17 protein-coding genes are annotated in these 14,761 nt (G+C 70.2%); 7 read left to right on the top strand and 10 right to left on the bottom strand.

What is annotated here, in order from left to right:
- Positions 1-15 precede the first annotated feature (15 nt).
- Positions 16-573: an SRPBCC domain-containing protein gene (locus tag SVTN_RS16390; RefSeq protein WP_041129763.1), complete on the top strand. Its 558-nt coding sequence runs from the start codon at positions 16-18 to the stop codon at positions 571-573.
- A gap of 80 nt (positions 574-653) precedes the next feature.
- Here SVTN_RS16390 and SVTN_RS16385 read toward each other — a convergent pair whose 3' ends face one another.
- The 5 genes from SVTN_RS16385 to SVTN_RS16365 all read right to left on the bottom strand — a co-directional run bounded on the left by SVTN_RS16385 (position 654) and on the right by SVTN_RS16365 (position 6,606).
- A complete protein-coding gene (locus SVTN_RS16385) occupies positions 654-2,186 on the bottom strand; it encodes an ABC transporter substrate-binding protein (RefSeq protein ID WP_041129762.1) in 1,533 nt (510 codons plus the stop codon).
- A 4-nt stretch (positions 2,187-2,190) separates the two neighbouring features.
- Positions 2,191-4,254: a hypothetical protein gene (locus SVTN_RS16380; RefSeq protein ID WP_041129761.1), complete on the bottom strand. Its 2,064-nt coding sequence runs from the start codon at positions 4,252-4,254 to the stop codon at positions 2,191-2,193.
- A 258-nt stretch (positions 4,255-4,512) separates the two neighbouring features.
- Positions 4,513-5,682: an RNA-guided endonuclease InsQ/TnpB family protein gene (locus tag SVTN_RS16375; protein ID WP_041129760.1), complete on the bottom strand. Its 1,170-nt coding sequence runs from the start codon at positions 5,680-5,682 to the stop codon at positions 4,513-4,515.
- A 149-nt stretch (positions 5,683-5,831) separates the two neighbouring features.
- Positions 5,832-6,290: a nucleoside deaminase gene (locus tag SVTN_RS16370; protein ID WP_052499156.1), complete on the bottom strand. Its 459-nt coding sequence runs from the start codon at positions 6,288-6,290 to the stop codon at positions 5,832-5,834.
- Positions 6,291-6,321: 31 nt separating this feature from the next.
- Complete coding sequence (locus SVTN_RS16365) at positions 6,322-6,606, bottom strand: GntR family transcriptional regulator (protein ID WP_052499155.1); 285 nt, start codon at positions 6,604-6,606, stop codon at positions 6,322-6,324.
- A 151-nt stretch (positions 6,607-6,757) separates the two neighbouring features.
- Between SVTN_RS16365 and SVTN_RS16360 the strand changes: the two genes are divergently transcribed.
- The 3 genes from SVTN_RS16360 to SVTN_RS16350 all read left to right on the top strand — a co-directional run bounded on the left by SVTN_RS16360 (position 6,758) and on the right by SVTN_RS16350 (position 7,798).
- Positions 6,758-6,943, top strand: a complete 186-nt coding sequence (locus SVTN_RS16360; RefSeq protein WP_041129758.1) for a hypothetical protein — start codon at positions 6,758-6,760, stop codon at positions 6,941-6,943.
- Complete coding sequence (locus tag SVTN_RS16355; protein ID WP_052499154.1) at positions 6,940-7,296, top strand: hypothetical protein; 357 nt, start codon at positions 6,940-6,942, stop codon at positions 7,294-7,296. Before SVTN_RS16360 ends, SVTN_RS16355 begins: the two co-directional genes overlap by 4 nt.
- A 151-nt stretch (positions 7,297-7,447) precedes the next feature.
- Positions 7,448-7,798, top strand: coding sequence for a hypothetical protein (locus tag SVTN_RS16350; RefSeq protein WP_041133959.1), 351 nt, complete (start codon positions 7,448-7,450; stop codon positions 7,796-7,798).
- A 37-nt stretch (positions 7,799-7,835) separates the two neighbouring features.
- Here SVTN_RS16350 and SVTN_RS16345 read toward each other — a convergent pair whose 3' ends face one another.
- The 3 genes from SVTN_RS16345 to SVTN_RS16335 form a co-directional block, all read right to left on the bottom strand.
- Positions 7,836-8,594: a hypothetical protein gene (locus SVTN_RS16345; protein WP_041129757.1), complete on the bottom strand. Its 759-nt coding sequence runs from the start codon at positions 8,592-8,594 to the stop codon at positions 7,836-7,838.
- A 164-nt stretch (positions 8,595-8,758) separates the two neighbouring features.
- Positions 8,759-9,382 carry a flavodoxin family protein gene (locus SVTN_RS16340; RefSeq protein ID WP_041129756.1) on the bottom strand — a complete coding sequence of 208 codons (624 nt, stop codon included), beginning with the start codon at positions 9,380-9,382 and terminating at the stop codon, positions 8,759-8,761.
- 42 nt (positions 9,383-9,424) lie between these two features.
- A complete protein-coding gene (locus SVTN_RS16335; protein ID WP_041129755.1) occupies positions 9,425-9,931 on the bottom strand; it encodes an anthrone oxygenase family protein in 507 nt (168 codons plus the stop codon).
- Positions 9,932-10,100: 169 nt separating this feature from the next.
- Here SVTN_RS16335 and SVTN_RS16330 point away from each other — a divergent pair, with 169 nt between their 5' ends.
- Positions 10,101-11,024, top strand: a complete 924-nt coding sequence (locus SVTN_RS16330) for a DMT family transporter (RefSeq protein WP_041129754.1) — start codon at positions 10,101-10,103, stop codon at positions 11,022-11,024.
- Here SVTN_RS16330 and SVTN_RS16325 read toward each other — a convergent pair.
- The gene (locus tag SVTN_RS16325; RefSeq protein ID WP_041129753.1) at positions 10,927-11,811 is read right to left on the bottom strand and encodes a LysR family transcriptional regulator; all 885 of its coding nucleotides are present in this window, start codon (positions 11,809-11,811) and stop codon (positions 10,927-10,929) included. The genes SVTN_RS16330 and SVTN_RS16325 overlap by 98 nt on opposite strands.
- Positions 11,811-12,212 carry a PLD nuclease N-terminal domain-containing protein gene (locus SVTN_RS16320; protein WP_041129752.1) on the bottom strand — a complete coding sequence of 134 codons (402 nt, stop codon included), beginning with the start codon at positions 12,210-12,212 and terminating at the stop codon, positions 11,811-11,813. Before SVTN_RS16320 ends, SVTN_RS16325 begins: the two co-directional genes overlap by 1 nt.
- A gap of 171 nt (positions 12,213-12,383) precedes the next feature.
- Between SVTN_RS16320 and SVTN_RS16315 the strand changes: the two genes are divergently transcribed.
- Together SVTN_RS16315 and mqnP are read left to right on the top strand one after the other, a co-directional pair.
- On the top strand, positions 12,384-13,841 hold the full coding sequence (locus SVTN_RS16315) for a menaquinone biosynthesis decarboxylase (protein WP_041129751.1): 1,458 nt from the start codon (positions 12,384-12,386) through the stop codon (positions 13,839-13,841).
- Entirely contained in the window at positions 13,838-14,740 is a 903-nt protein-coding gene (mqnP, locus tag SVTN_RS16310; RefSeq protein ID WP_174518263.1) for a menaquinone biosynthesis prenyltransferase MqnP, read from the top strand. Before SVTN_RS16315 ends, mqnP begins: the two co-directional genes overlap by 4 nt.
- Positions 14,741-14,761: the final 21 nt, after the last annotated feature.

Below are 14,761 nucleotides of genomic sequence, written 5' to 3'. Positions count from 1 at the left end.
GGTGACGCTGGAGGTATGAGCGAGATCCCCCGGGGCAGGAGCGAGACCCACGACGGCGACCGGCATCTGCTGCACTTCGTCGTGGACCTCCCGCAGCCGATGCCGATGGTCTGGGCGGCCGTCGCCTCGCCCGAAGGCCTGCCGGGCTGGCTCTGCGAGGCGGACCCGCTGGAGCCGCGGCTCGGCGGGAAGGTCACCCTCCGCCGGCTGACTGCGCCCGATCAGGGAGCTCCGCTCCCGGGTGACACCGAGGTCTCCGGGCACGTGACCGCCTGGGACCCCGACGTCGTGGCCGAGTACACGGTCGGCCCCACGCACGGGCGGATCCGGTTCCATCTGGAACCAGGGTCCGACGGCGGGGGGTCGACCGTGCTGCGTTTCACGAACGAGTTCCATGGGACGCGGGAGTATCGGCTGGACTGTCTTGCCGGGTGGCACGAGCACTTCGAGCGGCTGCGCGACGCGCTTTCCGGTCACCCCACGGACTGGACCTCATGGTCGCCTGAGCGGTGGCGGCACCTGCGTTCCCTGTACGAGCGCGACGAGGCTGCCTGGCCCAAGTGGGAGCCGTAGGAGCGGGAGCCTCTGGCGCCGGCAGGGCGCGGGTCCGTTGTGCCCACCCGTTCCGCCCCAGCGGAACGATTGCCCACAACTCATCTCTTCGGCGGCAGGCACGTGTCCGTTGGGGGTTTGCCCTTCGGCCAGGCCATCTGGACGAAGCGTTGCGTGCCGTCCTGGGCCAGTTCCACGATCGGGATCGCCTTGTTGTACGGGTTCCCGTAGTTGTCCAGGCAGATCCAGCCGCTCGCGCCCTCCACCCGCAGCGAGCCCTTGACCTGCGGCCACTGCGTACCCACGTCCTCCTTCGACGGGTACGCCGAGCCGTCCGGGGTGGCCTGCCGGATCGCGTGGACCGCCGTCGCCATCGCGTCGTACGCGATGATCGCCTGGCCGTCCGCGAGCGCCACCGGCCTGTCCTTCGGGGCGGCCTTGGCGATGTCCGTCACGAAGTCCGCGTACGCCTGCTCGGAGCCGCCCGTCCGGGGAAGCGTCCGCCCCGGCGCCGGCTTCCACGCGTCGGGGTGGGCGAGCGCCGCGTACCGCACGGTCAGCTTGTGCTGGAGGGCCTTCCGGTCGAGCTTCTTGTCCGCTCCCAGGTACGAGCCCTCGTCGCCGGTCAGGATCGTGAAGGCGCGGTCGACGCAGCCGCGGTCGCCGAGCGCGTTGATGAACTGGCGCAGCTGGGTGTGGCGGCCGGCGAAGAAGACGGTCTCGGCGCGGGTGTCGCAGATCAGGTGGGTGATGTTGGTGAAGGTGTTCGCCGTCGTGCCCTCCTGGGTGGAGTCGGGGGCGGAGGTGAACTCCTGCGGCTCCAGGGGCGCGTTCTTGAGGGACGCGGCGAAGGCGGCCTTCAGGGTGTCGACGTAGTGGTCGCCGCTGCGGGTGTCCTGGACGAGGAGCGCCTTGGCGGCGTCGACCCGGCCGAAGTGCGCGAGCGCGTCGGCCTCGTCGCTGTTGGTGGGGGAGACGCGGGCGAGGCCGGGGAAGGGCTTGCGGCCGGGGCCGTTGGCGATGTCGTCGGCGGTGATGGTGGTGCCGACGACGGCGACCTGGGCGCGGGTGAGGGCGGTGACGGCCTCGCGCATCTCGGTGGAGGAGGTGGCGATGCCGGAGACGGCCCGCAGCCGCTCGGGGCCGTCGGCCAGGGCGACGAGCTGGTCGACGGTGGTGCGCCAGTGGGCGTTGCCCTGACCGGTGTTGGCGAGGACGAGACGGATGGTGGGCCGCCGTCCGTTGGACTCCTGGTTGGCCCGGCGCTGGTAGGCGTACGCGCCCTGCACCTCGTGCAGGACCTTGATCCGCATGCCGGCGTCGGTGGAGGACAGGGGGAGGAGGACGGCGACGGTGACGTACTCGTCGTCCTTGAGCGTGGCGTTCTCGGCGCGGATGGCCTCGGCGACGTCCTTGAGGTCGGCGAAGCCGAAGTCGTGGCCGGTGCCGTTGACGCCGATGCACTCGTCGCTGTCGGCGGGGCGGGCCACGCCCGGGGCGCAGGAACGGTTTTCCGGCTGGGTGAGCCGGGAGAAGCCGTACCAGCCGAGACCGAGGACGAGGGCGGCCGTGACGAGCGCGGCGACGAGCTGCCGGCGGGGGGTGCGGACGTACCGGCTGATGACGTTGGGCATGGCGTCAGACTCCGTTCTCACGGCCCGGCGGCAGCGAGAGCTCCTGCCAGGCACGGATGTCGCGCGGCCAGTGGCCTGCCGCGTCCCAGAGCGAACCGCTGCCCGTCAGATGGCGGCCGGAGAGCCGGCGCAGCTCGTGCGCGAGCCGGTCGGCGACCTCGTCGTCGGGCAGTGCGAGCGGATCGGTGAGCAGCCACACGGCGTGCAGCAGCCGCCGTACGGACAGGTGGAGTGCGGTGGTGTCGGCGTCGAGGCCGTCGGGGAGGGCGCCGGGCGGCTCCTGGCCGAGGGCGACCGCACGGCGCGGATCGGGACCGGGACGGCCGCGCTCGCGGGGGTACGGGGCGGCGGCGATGAACCGGAGCCTGCCCAGCCAGCCGAGGACGTCCTGCTCGGGGAAGGTCTCCCGCAGGTGCGTGACGGCCTCCTCGGTGCGGCCGAGGGCCAGGCCGTGGTGGAGGCGGTACGGGTCGGGGCCGGGACCGTAGTGCCGGTACAAGGTCTCGTGGACGGCGTGCCAGGCGGCGTACCGGGGATGGTCGCCGTCCTCGAAGCGCAGCCGGTAAAGCAGCAGCGCGCGCAGCAGCGGGTCGGCGACGAAGTGGCCGGGGCCCTCGCCCCAGTCCTCGGCCCGTAACTGGTCGCGGACCCGCAGCGCCACGTCCCCGTCCAGGGACTCCGCCTGGAGCCGGGCGTGGGCGAGCATCCGGGCGGACTCCTCGTCGTGGGTCGCGGCGAGCACGGCGTACGGCCCCGGCCGGCGCACCGGCAGGAGTTCGGCGAGGAGCGTGGGGGCGACGGGCACCGGCGGGGCGTCCTCGCGCAGCTCCACGGTCAGGTCGAGGAGTCGGCCCGGGGTGAGGCCGGCCCGCAGCTCGGCGGGGGCCTCGCCGGCGGCCCGGCCGAGGAGGGCCACGCCGAGGGGCCGGCCGCCGGTCAGCCGGTGGACGGCGCGGGCGAGTTCGGCGGGGGTGCGGCCCGCCGGGTCGTGGTGGTCGAAGGCGGACTGGGTCTGGGCGGCGGAGAGCGGGGTCAGCTCGACGGCGAGGATGCCGGAGCCGACGCTCGCCCGGCGCGGGCAGGGCGCCCGGTGCTTGGTCTCCGGCAGCTTGGTGCGGGTGGCCTGGCGCAGGCCCTCGTGCTCGCGGACCCGGGAGGTGGCGAGAACGACGACCTTGTCGCGGCGGCCCTCGGCGGAGCGGGCGCGCAGGATCGGCTCGACGAGCTGCCGGCCGAGCGGCTCGTGGGCGTTGTCGAGGAGGAGCAGGGGCCTGCCGATGCGGCTGCCGCGCTGGAACCCGGTGTAGGCGTGGAGCAGGTCCTCGGTGAGGGCGCCGACGAGGAAGTCCTCGGCCTCGCGGCGCCGCCGGCCGTCGTGCTCGAAGTCGACGGCGAGCTGCTGGAGCCCGGCCTTGCCGCGCCCGCCGGCGTTGCGGTAACTGCCGTACCAGCTCTCGGAGGAGCGCTGGAGACGGCCGAAGACCTCTTCGAGGACGGTCTCCACGGTCGCCTCGGCGAGCAGTCCGGCGAGCGGGGCGGCGGCGTCGGCGAAGGTGGCGGCGAGCTTGGTGAGGACCTTGCCGACCCAGTTGCCGGCGGCGCCCCGGGTCGCGTCGACGGTCGCGAGGAGCGGCCCGAGCCGCTGGAGGTCGCGCCGGGCCCGCTCGTCGTCCTCCTGGGACCAGGCGAGCGAGGCGACCGCGACCAGGCCGAGCGAGAGCCGGGGGAACCGCACGGGCCGGGCGCCGAACACCTTCGGCGACAGCTGCACGGCCAGCTCGGACAGGGCGCCGGTGACCGGGGTCCAGCCGGGGCCGTGGTCGGCGGGCGGCTCGACGTGCGCGCAGTCGAGGAGGGCGAGCGGGGTGTGGCCCTTGTAGCGGTTGCGGACCTCCTTGAGCAGGGCGGTCTTCCCCATGCCGCGCCCGCCGGTGAAGACCGTCACCGGCGGGTCGTCCCCGTGCTCGTACGCGACGCGCGCGGCCCCCTGCCGGGTGAGCCCGACGAGCCGCGCGACGAGCCCGCCGTCGTCGAGGACCGCCTCGCGGCCGTACAGCTCTCTGTCCAATCCCCCGCCACCCCCGTCTCACCGTCAACTCAAGGATATCGACGGTGTGTTGGGAAAGCGGCCGCCTTTTCGACTCTGTTGTGGACCTGTTCTCAGCTCGTGGCGATGGCGTCGAGCTGGGCCCGCAGGTCGGTTTGCGGGCACCTCGGAGGGCACCCGCACATGTGATACCAGTTGATGGTCAACTGCCCGGGGCAAGCCTCGGGCTTGCTGCTCGAGTCGTCGACGGCTTCGACGAGGCCCGGCTGCGTCCAGCTCTTACGCGGTGAGCGTGAGGGCAGGGGCTTGTGACTCAGCCCCGCGGACCCACAGCCACCAACCGCGGGCGGCGATGTTGTGGGAGGAGTTCAGGTCCGCGTGCTCGACGAAGCCGCAGGCCCTGCATGCGAACACGGCCTGGGAAGGTCGGTTGCGCCGATCGATGTGGTGGCATCGGGAGCATTCCTGGCTGGTGTAGGCCGGGTCGACGTACACCACCGGTACTCCCGCCCGCTTGGCCTTGTAGGCGATGAACGTGCTGAGCTGGTGGAAGGGCCAGGAGTGCAGGGTGGCACGTTGGGGCTTGCGGAGCCGTACCCGCTCGCGGATCCCGGAAAGGTCTTCCAGGGCGATCCCGCGACCGGTGCGTTCAGCCTCTGCCACGATGCACTTACTGATCTTGTGATTGATGTCCCGGGCCCGCCGGGCCTCCTTGCCGGCATGGCGCCGAGCTCGCCGCTTGGCCGACTTCGTCCCCTTTCTTTGCAGCTTGGTGCGTAGCGTCCGATCAGCCTCGCGGCGGCGATTCAGATGCCGTCCACTGTGACGGGTGCCGGTGGAGGTGGTGGCGATGTTTATGATCCCCAGATCCACACCCACGAACCCGTCGGGCATGCGGTTCACGTCGGCCTCGGGGATCTCGCAGACTGCGTGCAGGTACCAGTCCCCGTCCTTGTGGACGAGTTCGGACTCTCCCTTGCGGTACGCGGCCAGTGTCGCCAGTTGTTCGGCCTGCCCGGTGAATGTGACGTCCTTCATCCGGCCAGCGGTGGTCCAGATTGACACCGTCCGGTTGTTCAGCTGCCAGGACAGGCAACGGTCGTCGAACGGTTGTGCGGCGCCAGGTCGGAAGGCAACCGGTTTGGACGTGGCCTTCGTGTAGCGCCTGGAGCCCCGCCGGCCTAGATTCCCGGCCCGCAGATTCGCCTTCAGCGTGGTGTAGGCGTCCGCGACTTTGCGCAGCACATGGAGCGAGGGCTGAGCGGACAGGCCCCGCGCTTTCAATCCGGTGTAGGCGAGGACCTGAAGTGCTGACCGCGATGTTCTCCCGTGCTCGAAGGCGCGGATGGAAAGCCAGTTCGCGGCCTCATTGCACGTGCGCAGGGTCACCTCAAGCGCCGACGCCTGACTGGGTGTCGGTAGCAGCTTCACGCGCACGACGAGCTTCATGCCCCGAACGCTATTCCGTCGAACGGGTGGGCGCTGGGCTAGTTTTCGACTATCAGTCGAATGCGCGAATGGGTGCACAATCGTTCGCTACTGTCTGGCTCGTTGGCGCGACCGTCAGTACGCGTACTGATCCGTCCGCTCTCGCTGGTTCACGGTGTGCCGTCACCGATGTCCTCGCTCCAGAGCGCGGGATGCCGGTCGATGAACTCCCTCATCAGGGCGGCACATTCCGGATCGTCGAGCACGACGACCTCGACGCCGTGCTCGGCGAGCCAGTCGTGTCCACCGTGGAAGGTCTCGGCCTCCCCGACGACGACCCGCGAGATCCCGAACTGCCGTACGAGCCCGGAGCAGTACCAGCAGGGCGAGAGGGTCGTGACCATCGTCGTCCCCCGGTACGAGCGTTGCCGGCCGGCGGCCCGGAAGGCGTCGGTCTCGGCGTGCGCGGACGGGTCCCCGTCCTGCACGCGCCGATTGTGCCCGCGCCCGAGCAGGGCGCCGTCGGGCCCGTAGAAGGCGGCGCCGATGGGGATCCCGCCCTCGGCGAGCCCGGCGCGGGCTTCGTCGAGGGCGGTGCGGAGCCACCGGCGGTCTTGTTCCTGGTCCATGCGGGAAGGCTTCCCCGGCGGACCCAGGCCGTCACACCTGCTGGTGGCCCTCGTCCGTCGGAAGCGGGTCGACGACGAAGGTGCCCTTGCCGTGAACGGTGAGGATCAGGCCGCGCTCGCGCAGGACTCCGGCCGCACGGCGGACGGTCAGGTAGGCGACGCCGTACTCCTTGGCGAGGTCCCGCTCGGCGGGCAGACGGGCGCCTGCGGCCAGCTCTCCGGCCGCGATGCGGGCGGCGATGTGATCGGCCACCGCGACGTAGACCAGCTGGGGGCCTTGCGGGTTGAAATCGGGGATCTCTCTGCGGTCGGTCACACGACCAACGTAAGCATCGAAGACCTGTGCTAACCAGTAGTGAGCTATGCAGAGCTATACATGCCTCGTAGGGTCGTATGACACAAAGACCCCGGCGACCGCTGCAACCGGTCCCGGGGCATGGCCACCAACTACCAACGGAGTTGATGACGTGCGGAACCTTATCGCGCACCCCCTGATCCCCCTCCTCCTCTGGCTGCTCACGCTGACCCTCCCGCCCACAGGCAGGCACCGCACGCGGGCGGCGCAACGGCGGCGCCGACGGGCGTTGTGGCTGGCCACGGTCGAGGTGAACGTCGACCACCGCAACATCCACGCCGTCGGGAGCGCCCGATGAGCCGCTGCGGGGCGCGGCGCTCCGTGTACGCCGTCGCGGAGGTCGTACGCCCTGTGTGGGGCGGCTTGGTCTGCGTGCTCGCCGTGGGCCACGACGGCTCGCACCGCGACCGTGCGGGTGACGGCTGGTGGGTGACGCCGGAGATCGCCGACGCGGTGACCGTCTCCCTGCTGACCCGCGCCCTCACGCCCGAGCCGGAGCCCGAGTACCGGTCACCGCGCTGCATCGTCGGCCGCCACGACCGCTGCCGCGACCACGCACCCCGCGACAGCGGCGTACCGGGGGTGCGCTACCTCGTGTGCGGGTGCCTTTGCCATCCGGCGCCACCTCGCGTGTCCGAGGACCGGCCCTGAAGGGAGGGTCGCCCCCGTGACCTGCAGACGACGCTTGAACAGCGAGTATTCGGTTGCAGGGGCGACTCCCGGCGGTGAGGATCGGCGGTTGTCCAGGTCCTGGGCACCCGTCGAACACGCCCAGCGCGGTGTGTCGTTCAAGGAGATCACCATGGCAGCCGCAGACGTGGCGGACGAGAAGTCCTGGTACGCGGTGCGCTGCGTGTTCCGGTGGGATGCCTGGGAGGGCGCTCCCTATGAGGAGCGCCTGACGCTGTGGCAGGCCGTCTCGATGGACCAGGCCATCGCCAGGGCGGAGGGCGAGGCGCGGACCTACGCCAGGGAAAACGGCCATCGCTACCTGGAGTTGGCCCAGTGCTACCACCTGGCCACCGGAGGGCGGCCGGACGACGGGGACGAGGTCTTCTCCCTCCTGCGTGACAGTTCCCTCGACGAGGAGGCCTATCTGGACCGCCACTTCGACACCGGCCGCGAGCACCAGGGCGTCACGACCGAGGGATGACAGCGGCACCGGGCATCGGCTGTGATTCAGCCCTGGTTCAAGGCCCCACCGGCAGCATCGTGGTGTCCAGCTGCCGCAGCTTCTTCAACTCGATGTGCTGAGGCGCGCCCCCGGCCACCTCTACGGAGAAGACGGCTTCGAACGGGTGCCCCTGATCGACGATCGCGTGGGTGAGGATGTCCGAGCGGGCGAGGAGTCGTGCTGCGGCGCTGGTGCCGAAACCGAAACTGCCGGCCAGGATGACGACGCTTCGTTTGCGGTTGAAGGGGTTGGTCGCACGAATGAGGATTCCCTGGTCGACGACGAGTTGGTCCCCGGCATCCATGACGCACTGCATGACGTCACCGGTCACGGAGTCGTAGATGTTCGCGTCGTGCGCATCGCCGGGCCCGAAGGCGAAGGTCACCGGCAGTCGCTGCATGACCTCGGCAGTCACTTGGTTGGAGTGCGGCCCGCCGACCAGGATCAGGTTGCCCTGACGTTCGAGCCCGGTGAGCTGGTGGCTCGGCGTCAGCGGAAGTTGATCGACCCCTGCCTGCTTCAGTTGCTGCCGAAGCTCGTTCAGGGCCAGCACGTCTCCCACGCCGACGAGCCCCGACCGCTCCCAGATGTAGTGCTCCTCATTGATGAAGATCGAGGTCACGACCTTGAGGTCCTCGGTGGCGAACCGCTTCCAGAAGCCTCGGATGTTGCGGAATCGCCACAGGTTGCGCGCCTTGTCGAATGACCAGCCGGCCGTGAAAGCGATAGCAGCGGAAGACAGGTTGATTATGAGGTCCTGGAGGCTGCTGTTCACCCAAGGTGCTCCGATCGAGGCGGCGTCGACGACGTGGTGCTCCTTGGTTCCTCCCCCCTTCGATCGGCGCTGTCACCAGGCGACATGTCGAGCCGAGGCGTATTTTTCCTCCGTCATCTCATGTCACTCCTTCGACGCGCGCCACATGTGTCCTCGCCCAGCCGCTACGCGACGGCGGTCTCGGCCTCGTCCTCGTAGGGGAAGCGGGCGAGGGGGGTCTCGTTCTGGAAGAAGGTCTTGGCGCGGGTCATCGCCTGCTCGTCGGCCCGTACCCGGCCCGGGCGGGAGCCGGTTCCGGTCAGGACGCCGCCGAAGTGCATCCCCAGGTAGGCCGCCGAGTGGTTCAGGCTCGTCACCAGGCCGTCCGCGACCTCGTGCTCCTCGTGTGCCAGGGCCGTCACGCCCCACAGCGTGCCGCCCGCCATGCGCTCCTTGAAGTCCGAGCCGGGCACGTTCAGCCAGCCCGACCAGTAGTCCAGGTAGCGCTTGGTCTGGGCGGAGAGGCTGTACCAGTACAGGGGCGAGACGATCACGACGTCGGTGGCGTCGACCGTCGCCCGTCGCAGGAGTTCCTCCACCTCGTCGGGCTGCCGGCCGGCGTCCTCGTGCCGTCCGTCCTGGAAGTCGGGCAGGGAGAGCTGGTTGAGGTCCACCCAGCGCTGCGGGATGTCCGAGGGCAGGTGTTCGGCGGCCGCGCGGGCCAGGATCTCGGAGTTGCCGTCGGCGCGGGAGCTGCCGAGGACGAAGAGGAACGAGCGGTCCGTGTCACGTACGGCGTCGAGGGTCATGTCTGCTCCGGTCTCATGGGGTAACCGGTGCCAACTCCCCTTTCACCGGAGGTATTCCGGGGCCGCCGGACGGTTCGTCGGACGGTTCGTCGGACGGCTCTTCGACAGGGCGAGGACGGTCAGGAGGGTGAAGGCGGCGACCGCGGTGAGGGTCCGTGCGTCGTTGAACAGTTCCCAGCGGCGCAGGATCTCGGCGTGGTCGGGCGGGGGCGTGGTGGCGGCCCACTGCTTGATGCGGCCGTTGATCGGGACGTTCCCGAGCCGGGTGATCAGGAAGGACGTGAAGGTCAGCAGGCCCGCCGAGGCCGCGACGGCGCGGGACCGGCCGCGCGTCAGGGCGGCGAGGGTGAAGGAGCCGAGGATGGATATCGCCATGGCTCCCTGCATGGTGATCCCGTTCATCTTCATCAGCTCGGTGTGGAAGTCGAGCCTCGTGTCGAGCGGCACGGCGTTGAAGGTCGGGACGAGATTGGCGGCGCCGTAGCCGAAGGCGCCGGCGAGCAGGCCGGTGGACACCAGGGCGAGGCCGTGGGTGATGCGTACGCGCATGTCGTTACCCCTGTCGGTGCCAGGACGGTTCGGTGGTCGTCGACAGTACTCGGGTGAGCTGGTGCGATCGGCGTCACGGAGTGACGATCGGCCGTGCCGATGGACCCCATCGGCAGGACGCCCCACTGGCTCGTGGACCCCGTCCGGGGTCGTTCGTAGCGTCGTCCGTATGAGAAACGAGACCAGGGGAACCCTTGAACTGACCCTCGCCATGGTGCTCTCCGGCACCCTCGGCGTCTTCGTCGTCGAGTCCGGGGCATCGCCCTTCGAGGTGGTGTTCTTCCGGTGCCTCTTCGGGGCCCTCGCGCTCGGGGTCTACAGCCTCGTGCGGGGGTTCTTCACCGGGCACGGGTTCACGAGCAGGAAGCTGGGGCTGGCGGCGCTCGGCGGAGTCTTCATCGTCTTCAACTGGGTGTTCCTCTTCGAGGCGTACGCCGCCACCTCGATCTCCCTCGCCACCGTCGTCTACCACACCCAGCCGTTCTTCCTCGTGCTCCTCGGGGCACTGTTCATGAAGGAGCGGATCTCCCGATCCAAGCTGGGGTGGCTCGCGCTCGCCTTCGCCGGGCTCGTCCTCGTGTCCGGCGTACGGCCCGGCGACACCGCCTCCCTCGCCGGGCTCGGGTTCGCCCTCGCCGCCGCCGTCCTCTACGCCCTCGCCACCTTCGTCACCAAGCGCATCACCGGCGTACGGCCCCATCTGATCGCCCTCGTGCAGGTCGTCGTCGGGCTGCCGCTGTTGCTGCCCTTCGTCGACTTCGGGGGAGTCCACGGGGGCGGCTGGGGCTGGCTCGTCGGGCTCGGGTTCATCCACACCGGCCTCATGTACGTGCTGATGTACGCGGCCTACGCCAAGCTGCCCACCGCCAAGATCGCCGTCCTCGCCTTCACCTACCCCGCCGTCGCCATGGGCGTCGACTGGGCGGTGTACGGGCATCACATCGGGCTCGTCCAGGCGCTCGGCGTCCCGCTGATCGTGCTCGCCAGCCTCAAGGTCACCCTCGCTGCTCGGACACAAGGCGTCGCGCCTGCTCCACGAACAGCCGCACGTGCGCCGGAAGCCGCTTCCCCCGCCGCCACGCGAGCTGTGTGAAGAGGGTGAACGGGGCCTCCCAGGCCAACTCGACCAGGGTCCCTGCCGACAGCTCCTCCGCGACCGCCACCCTCGGCAGCAGCGCCACCCCCAGGCCCGCCGCCACCCCCCGCTTCGTCGCCTCGATCGTGCCGAACTCCATGAACGGCGGCGCCCACTCCCGCAGCTCCGCCTCGAACAGGTCGCGGTACGGGCAGCCCGGCTCCGTGCCCACCAGCTGCGCCTCCGCCAGGTCCGCGCTCGTCAGGGCCGTACGGCCGACGAGGGGATGGTCCGGGCCGGCCACGAGCACCAGCGGTTCCGGCGCCAGGACCTCCGACTCCAGGCCCTCGTGCTCCGTCTCCGGCTCCATCAGGAACCCGACGTCGTACGTGCCCTGGCGGAGGGCTTGGCGGGTCTCGTCGCCGAGGGTGGGGCGGAGGGTCAGGCGGACCTTCGGATAGCGGTGGTGGAAGTACTCCAGGAGCGGCGGCAGCCGGTACGAGGTCAGGGACTCCATCGTGCCGATCGCGATCGCGCCCGAGGGCTCCGCCGTCGCCGCCACCGCCGTACGGGCCTCCTCCGCGAGCTCCGTCATCCGATGGGCGTACGGGAGGAGCCGTTCACCCGCCTCCGTCAGGCGGATGCGGCTGCCGAGGCGTTCGAAGAGGTCCACCCCGAGGGAGGATTCGAGCGATCTGATCTGGGCCGTGACGCTCGACTGGGCGTAGCCCAGCTCCGCCGCCGCCCGGGTGAAGGAGAGGACGTCGGCCACCTTCTCGAAGGTGGCCAGGAGCCGTAGCTCCATCAGCCCTCGGTCCCCGTGTCCTCGCCGGACTTGCCCTGCTCGCGCCGCTTCAGTTCCTCCTCGCGGCGGCGCAGGTCCGCCTCCCAGTCCTTGAGGAGGGCCTCGTCCTTCTTGTTCTCCTCGCGGAGGGACTTCAGGAACTCCGGGTTGTCGTCCGGGGCCACCCACTCGTGCCGGTGGTTCCGGTGCCACTCGGAGGGCGTACGGCCTCCGGCGGGCGCGTGGCGCATCTTGCCTGCGGCGAACCACACGATCGGGCCCACGATCCAGAACAGCAGGATGATGATGACCCAGACCACCTTCGGCAGGTGCTTGGCCTCGTCCTCGGGGGTGTTCAGGCAGTCGATGAAGGCGTAGATCGTCAGCGCCAGCGGCAGGATGTACATCAGCGCCCTGATCATGTGGGACAGCCCCCTGGAAGCAGCGGCGGGGCCCGTTGCGACGGCCCCGGTGACGAGCCCAGCCTAGCCCGTGGCGGCTGTGCCATCCCGGGGGACGACCCCCGGACCCCCGGCGAGACCCGCCCGGCCCCCGGGCGGGAGCGCGAGAGGTGCTCGGGGATACTTGGCGCCATGGCTTACGACGATCTCCGCTCGCTGCTCAGGGCCCTGGAGCGCGAAGGCGACCTCAAGCGCATCAAGGCCGAAGTCGACCCGTACCTGGAGGTCGGGGAGATCGTCGACCGGGTGAACAAGGCGGGAGGTCCGGCGCTTCTCTTCGAGAACGTCAAGGGCTCCTCGATGCCGCTCGCCATGAACGTCTTCGGGACCGACCGGCGCCTCCTCAAGGCCCTCGGCCTCAAGTCGTACGGCGAGATCAGCGAGAAGATCGGCGGGCTCCTCAAGCCGGAGCTGCCGCACGGCTTCGTCGGGGTCCGCGAGGCCTTCGGCAAGCTGGGCTCGATGGTCCACGTGCCGCCGAAGAAGGTGAAGGCCGACGCGGCTCCCGTGCAGGAGGTCGTGCTCACCGGGGACGACGTCGACCTCGACCTCCTTCCCGCGCTGTTCACCTGGCCCAAGGACGGCGGCTCCTTCTTCAACCTGGGCCTCACCCACACCAAGCACCCCGAGACCGGCGTGCGGAACCTGGGGCTCTACCGGCTCCAGCGGCACGACAAGCGCACCATCGGCATGCACTGGCAGATCCACAAGGACAGCCGCAACCACTACGCCGTCGCCGCCGAGCGCGGCGAGCGGCTTCCGGTCGCCATCGCCTTCGGCTGCCCGCCGGCCGTCACGTACGCCTCCACCGCCCCGCTGCCCGGTGACATCGACGAGTACCTCTTCGCCGGCTTCGTGCAGGGCAAGCGGATCGAGATGGTCGACTGCAAGACCGTCCCGCTCCAGGTCCCGGCCCACGCCGAGGTCGTCGTCGAGGGCTGGCTGGAGCCCGGCGAGATGCTGCCCGAGGGGCCCTTCGGCGACCACACCGGCTTCTACACCCCGCAGGAGCCCTTCCCCGCCCTGAAGATCGACTGCATCACGATGCGGAAGCGTCCGCTGCTCCAGTCGATCGTCGTCGGCCGGCCGCCGACGGAGGACGGTCCGCTCGGGCGGGCGACGGAGCGCTTCTTCCTGCCGCTCCTCAAGATCATCGTGCCGGACATCGTCGACTACCACCTGCCGGAGTCGGGCGGCTTCCACAACTGCGCGATCGTCTCGATCGACAAGAAGTACCCGAAGCACGCGCAGAAGGTCATGCACGCCATCTGGGGCGCGCACATGATGTCGCTGACCAAGCTGATCATCGTGGTCGACAAGGACTGTGACGTGCACGATCTGCACGAGGTGTCCTGGCGGGCGCTCGGGAACACCGACTACGCCCGGGACCTGACCGTCGTCGAAGGGCCGGTCGATCATCTCGACCACGCCTCCTACCAGCAGTTCTGGGGCGGCAAGGCCGGTATCGACGCCACCAAGAAGCTGCCCGAGGAGGGCTACACCCGGGACGGCGGCTGGCCGGACATGGTGGAGTCCGACCCGGCGACGGCGGCCCTGGTGGACCGCCGCTGGAAGGAGTACGGGCTGTGACCACCGCGGCCGTGCCCGGCGCCCAGCCCGGGCGCACCAAGGCCTTCCTGCGGCTCGTGATGATCGAGCACTCGGTCTTCGCGCTGCCCTTCGCCTACATCGCCTCCCTCACCGCGATGTTCCAGCTCGACCGGAACATCCACTGGTGGACGCTCTTCCTCGTCACCGTCTGCATGGTGGGCCTGCGGACCTTCGCCATGGCCTGCAACCGGATCATCGACCGCGAGATCGACGCGCGTAATCCGCGGACGGCCGGGCGCGAGCTGGTGACCGGTGCGGTGTCCGTGCGGTCCGCGTGGACCGGGGCCGGGATCGCCGTCGTCGTGTTCCTGGGGGCGGCGGCGCTGCTCAACCCGCTCTGTCTGGCGCTCGCGCCGCTCGCCGTCATCCCGATGGTCGTCTATCCGTACGGGAAGAGGTTCACGAACTTCCCGCACGCGATCCTCGGTCTCGCCCAGTCCATCGGGCCGATCGGCGCCTGGCTCGCCGTGACCGGGGAGTGGTCCTGGGACGCGGTCGTCCTGGGGCTCGCGGTCGGCGTCTGGATCGGCGGCTTCGACCTGATCTTCGCCTGCCAGGACGTGCAGGCGGACCGGGCGCACGGCGTCATGTCGGTGCCTGCCCGCTTCGGCGTCCCGGCGGCGCTGTGGGGCGCTCGCGTGTCCGCGGTCGTCACCACCGGGCTGCTCGTCTGGTACGCCCTCGCCACCGACGCGGGTCTCTTCTTCTGGGTCGGTCTGGTGATCGTGGTCGTCGCCTTCTGCTACGAGCACACGATCGTGAAGCCGCACGACCTGTCCCGTCTGAACCGGGCGTTCTTCACGACGAACGGGTTCATCGGCATCAGCCTGTTCGTGTGCGCGCTGCTCGATCTGCTGGTCCGCGGGCTCACCCCGTAGGCCCGGCCGATGGCGGATAGG

Source organism: Streptomyces vietnamensis, from assembly GCF_000830005.1.
Taxonomy (GTDB): Bacteria; Actinomycetota; Actinomycetes; order Streptomycetales; family Streptomycetaceae; genus Streptomyces; species Streptomyces vietnamensis.
Note: the sequence above shows the minus strand (reverse complement) of the source record. Positions and strands in the feature narration are given on the sequence as shown.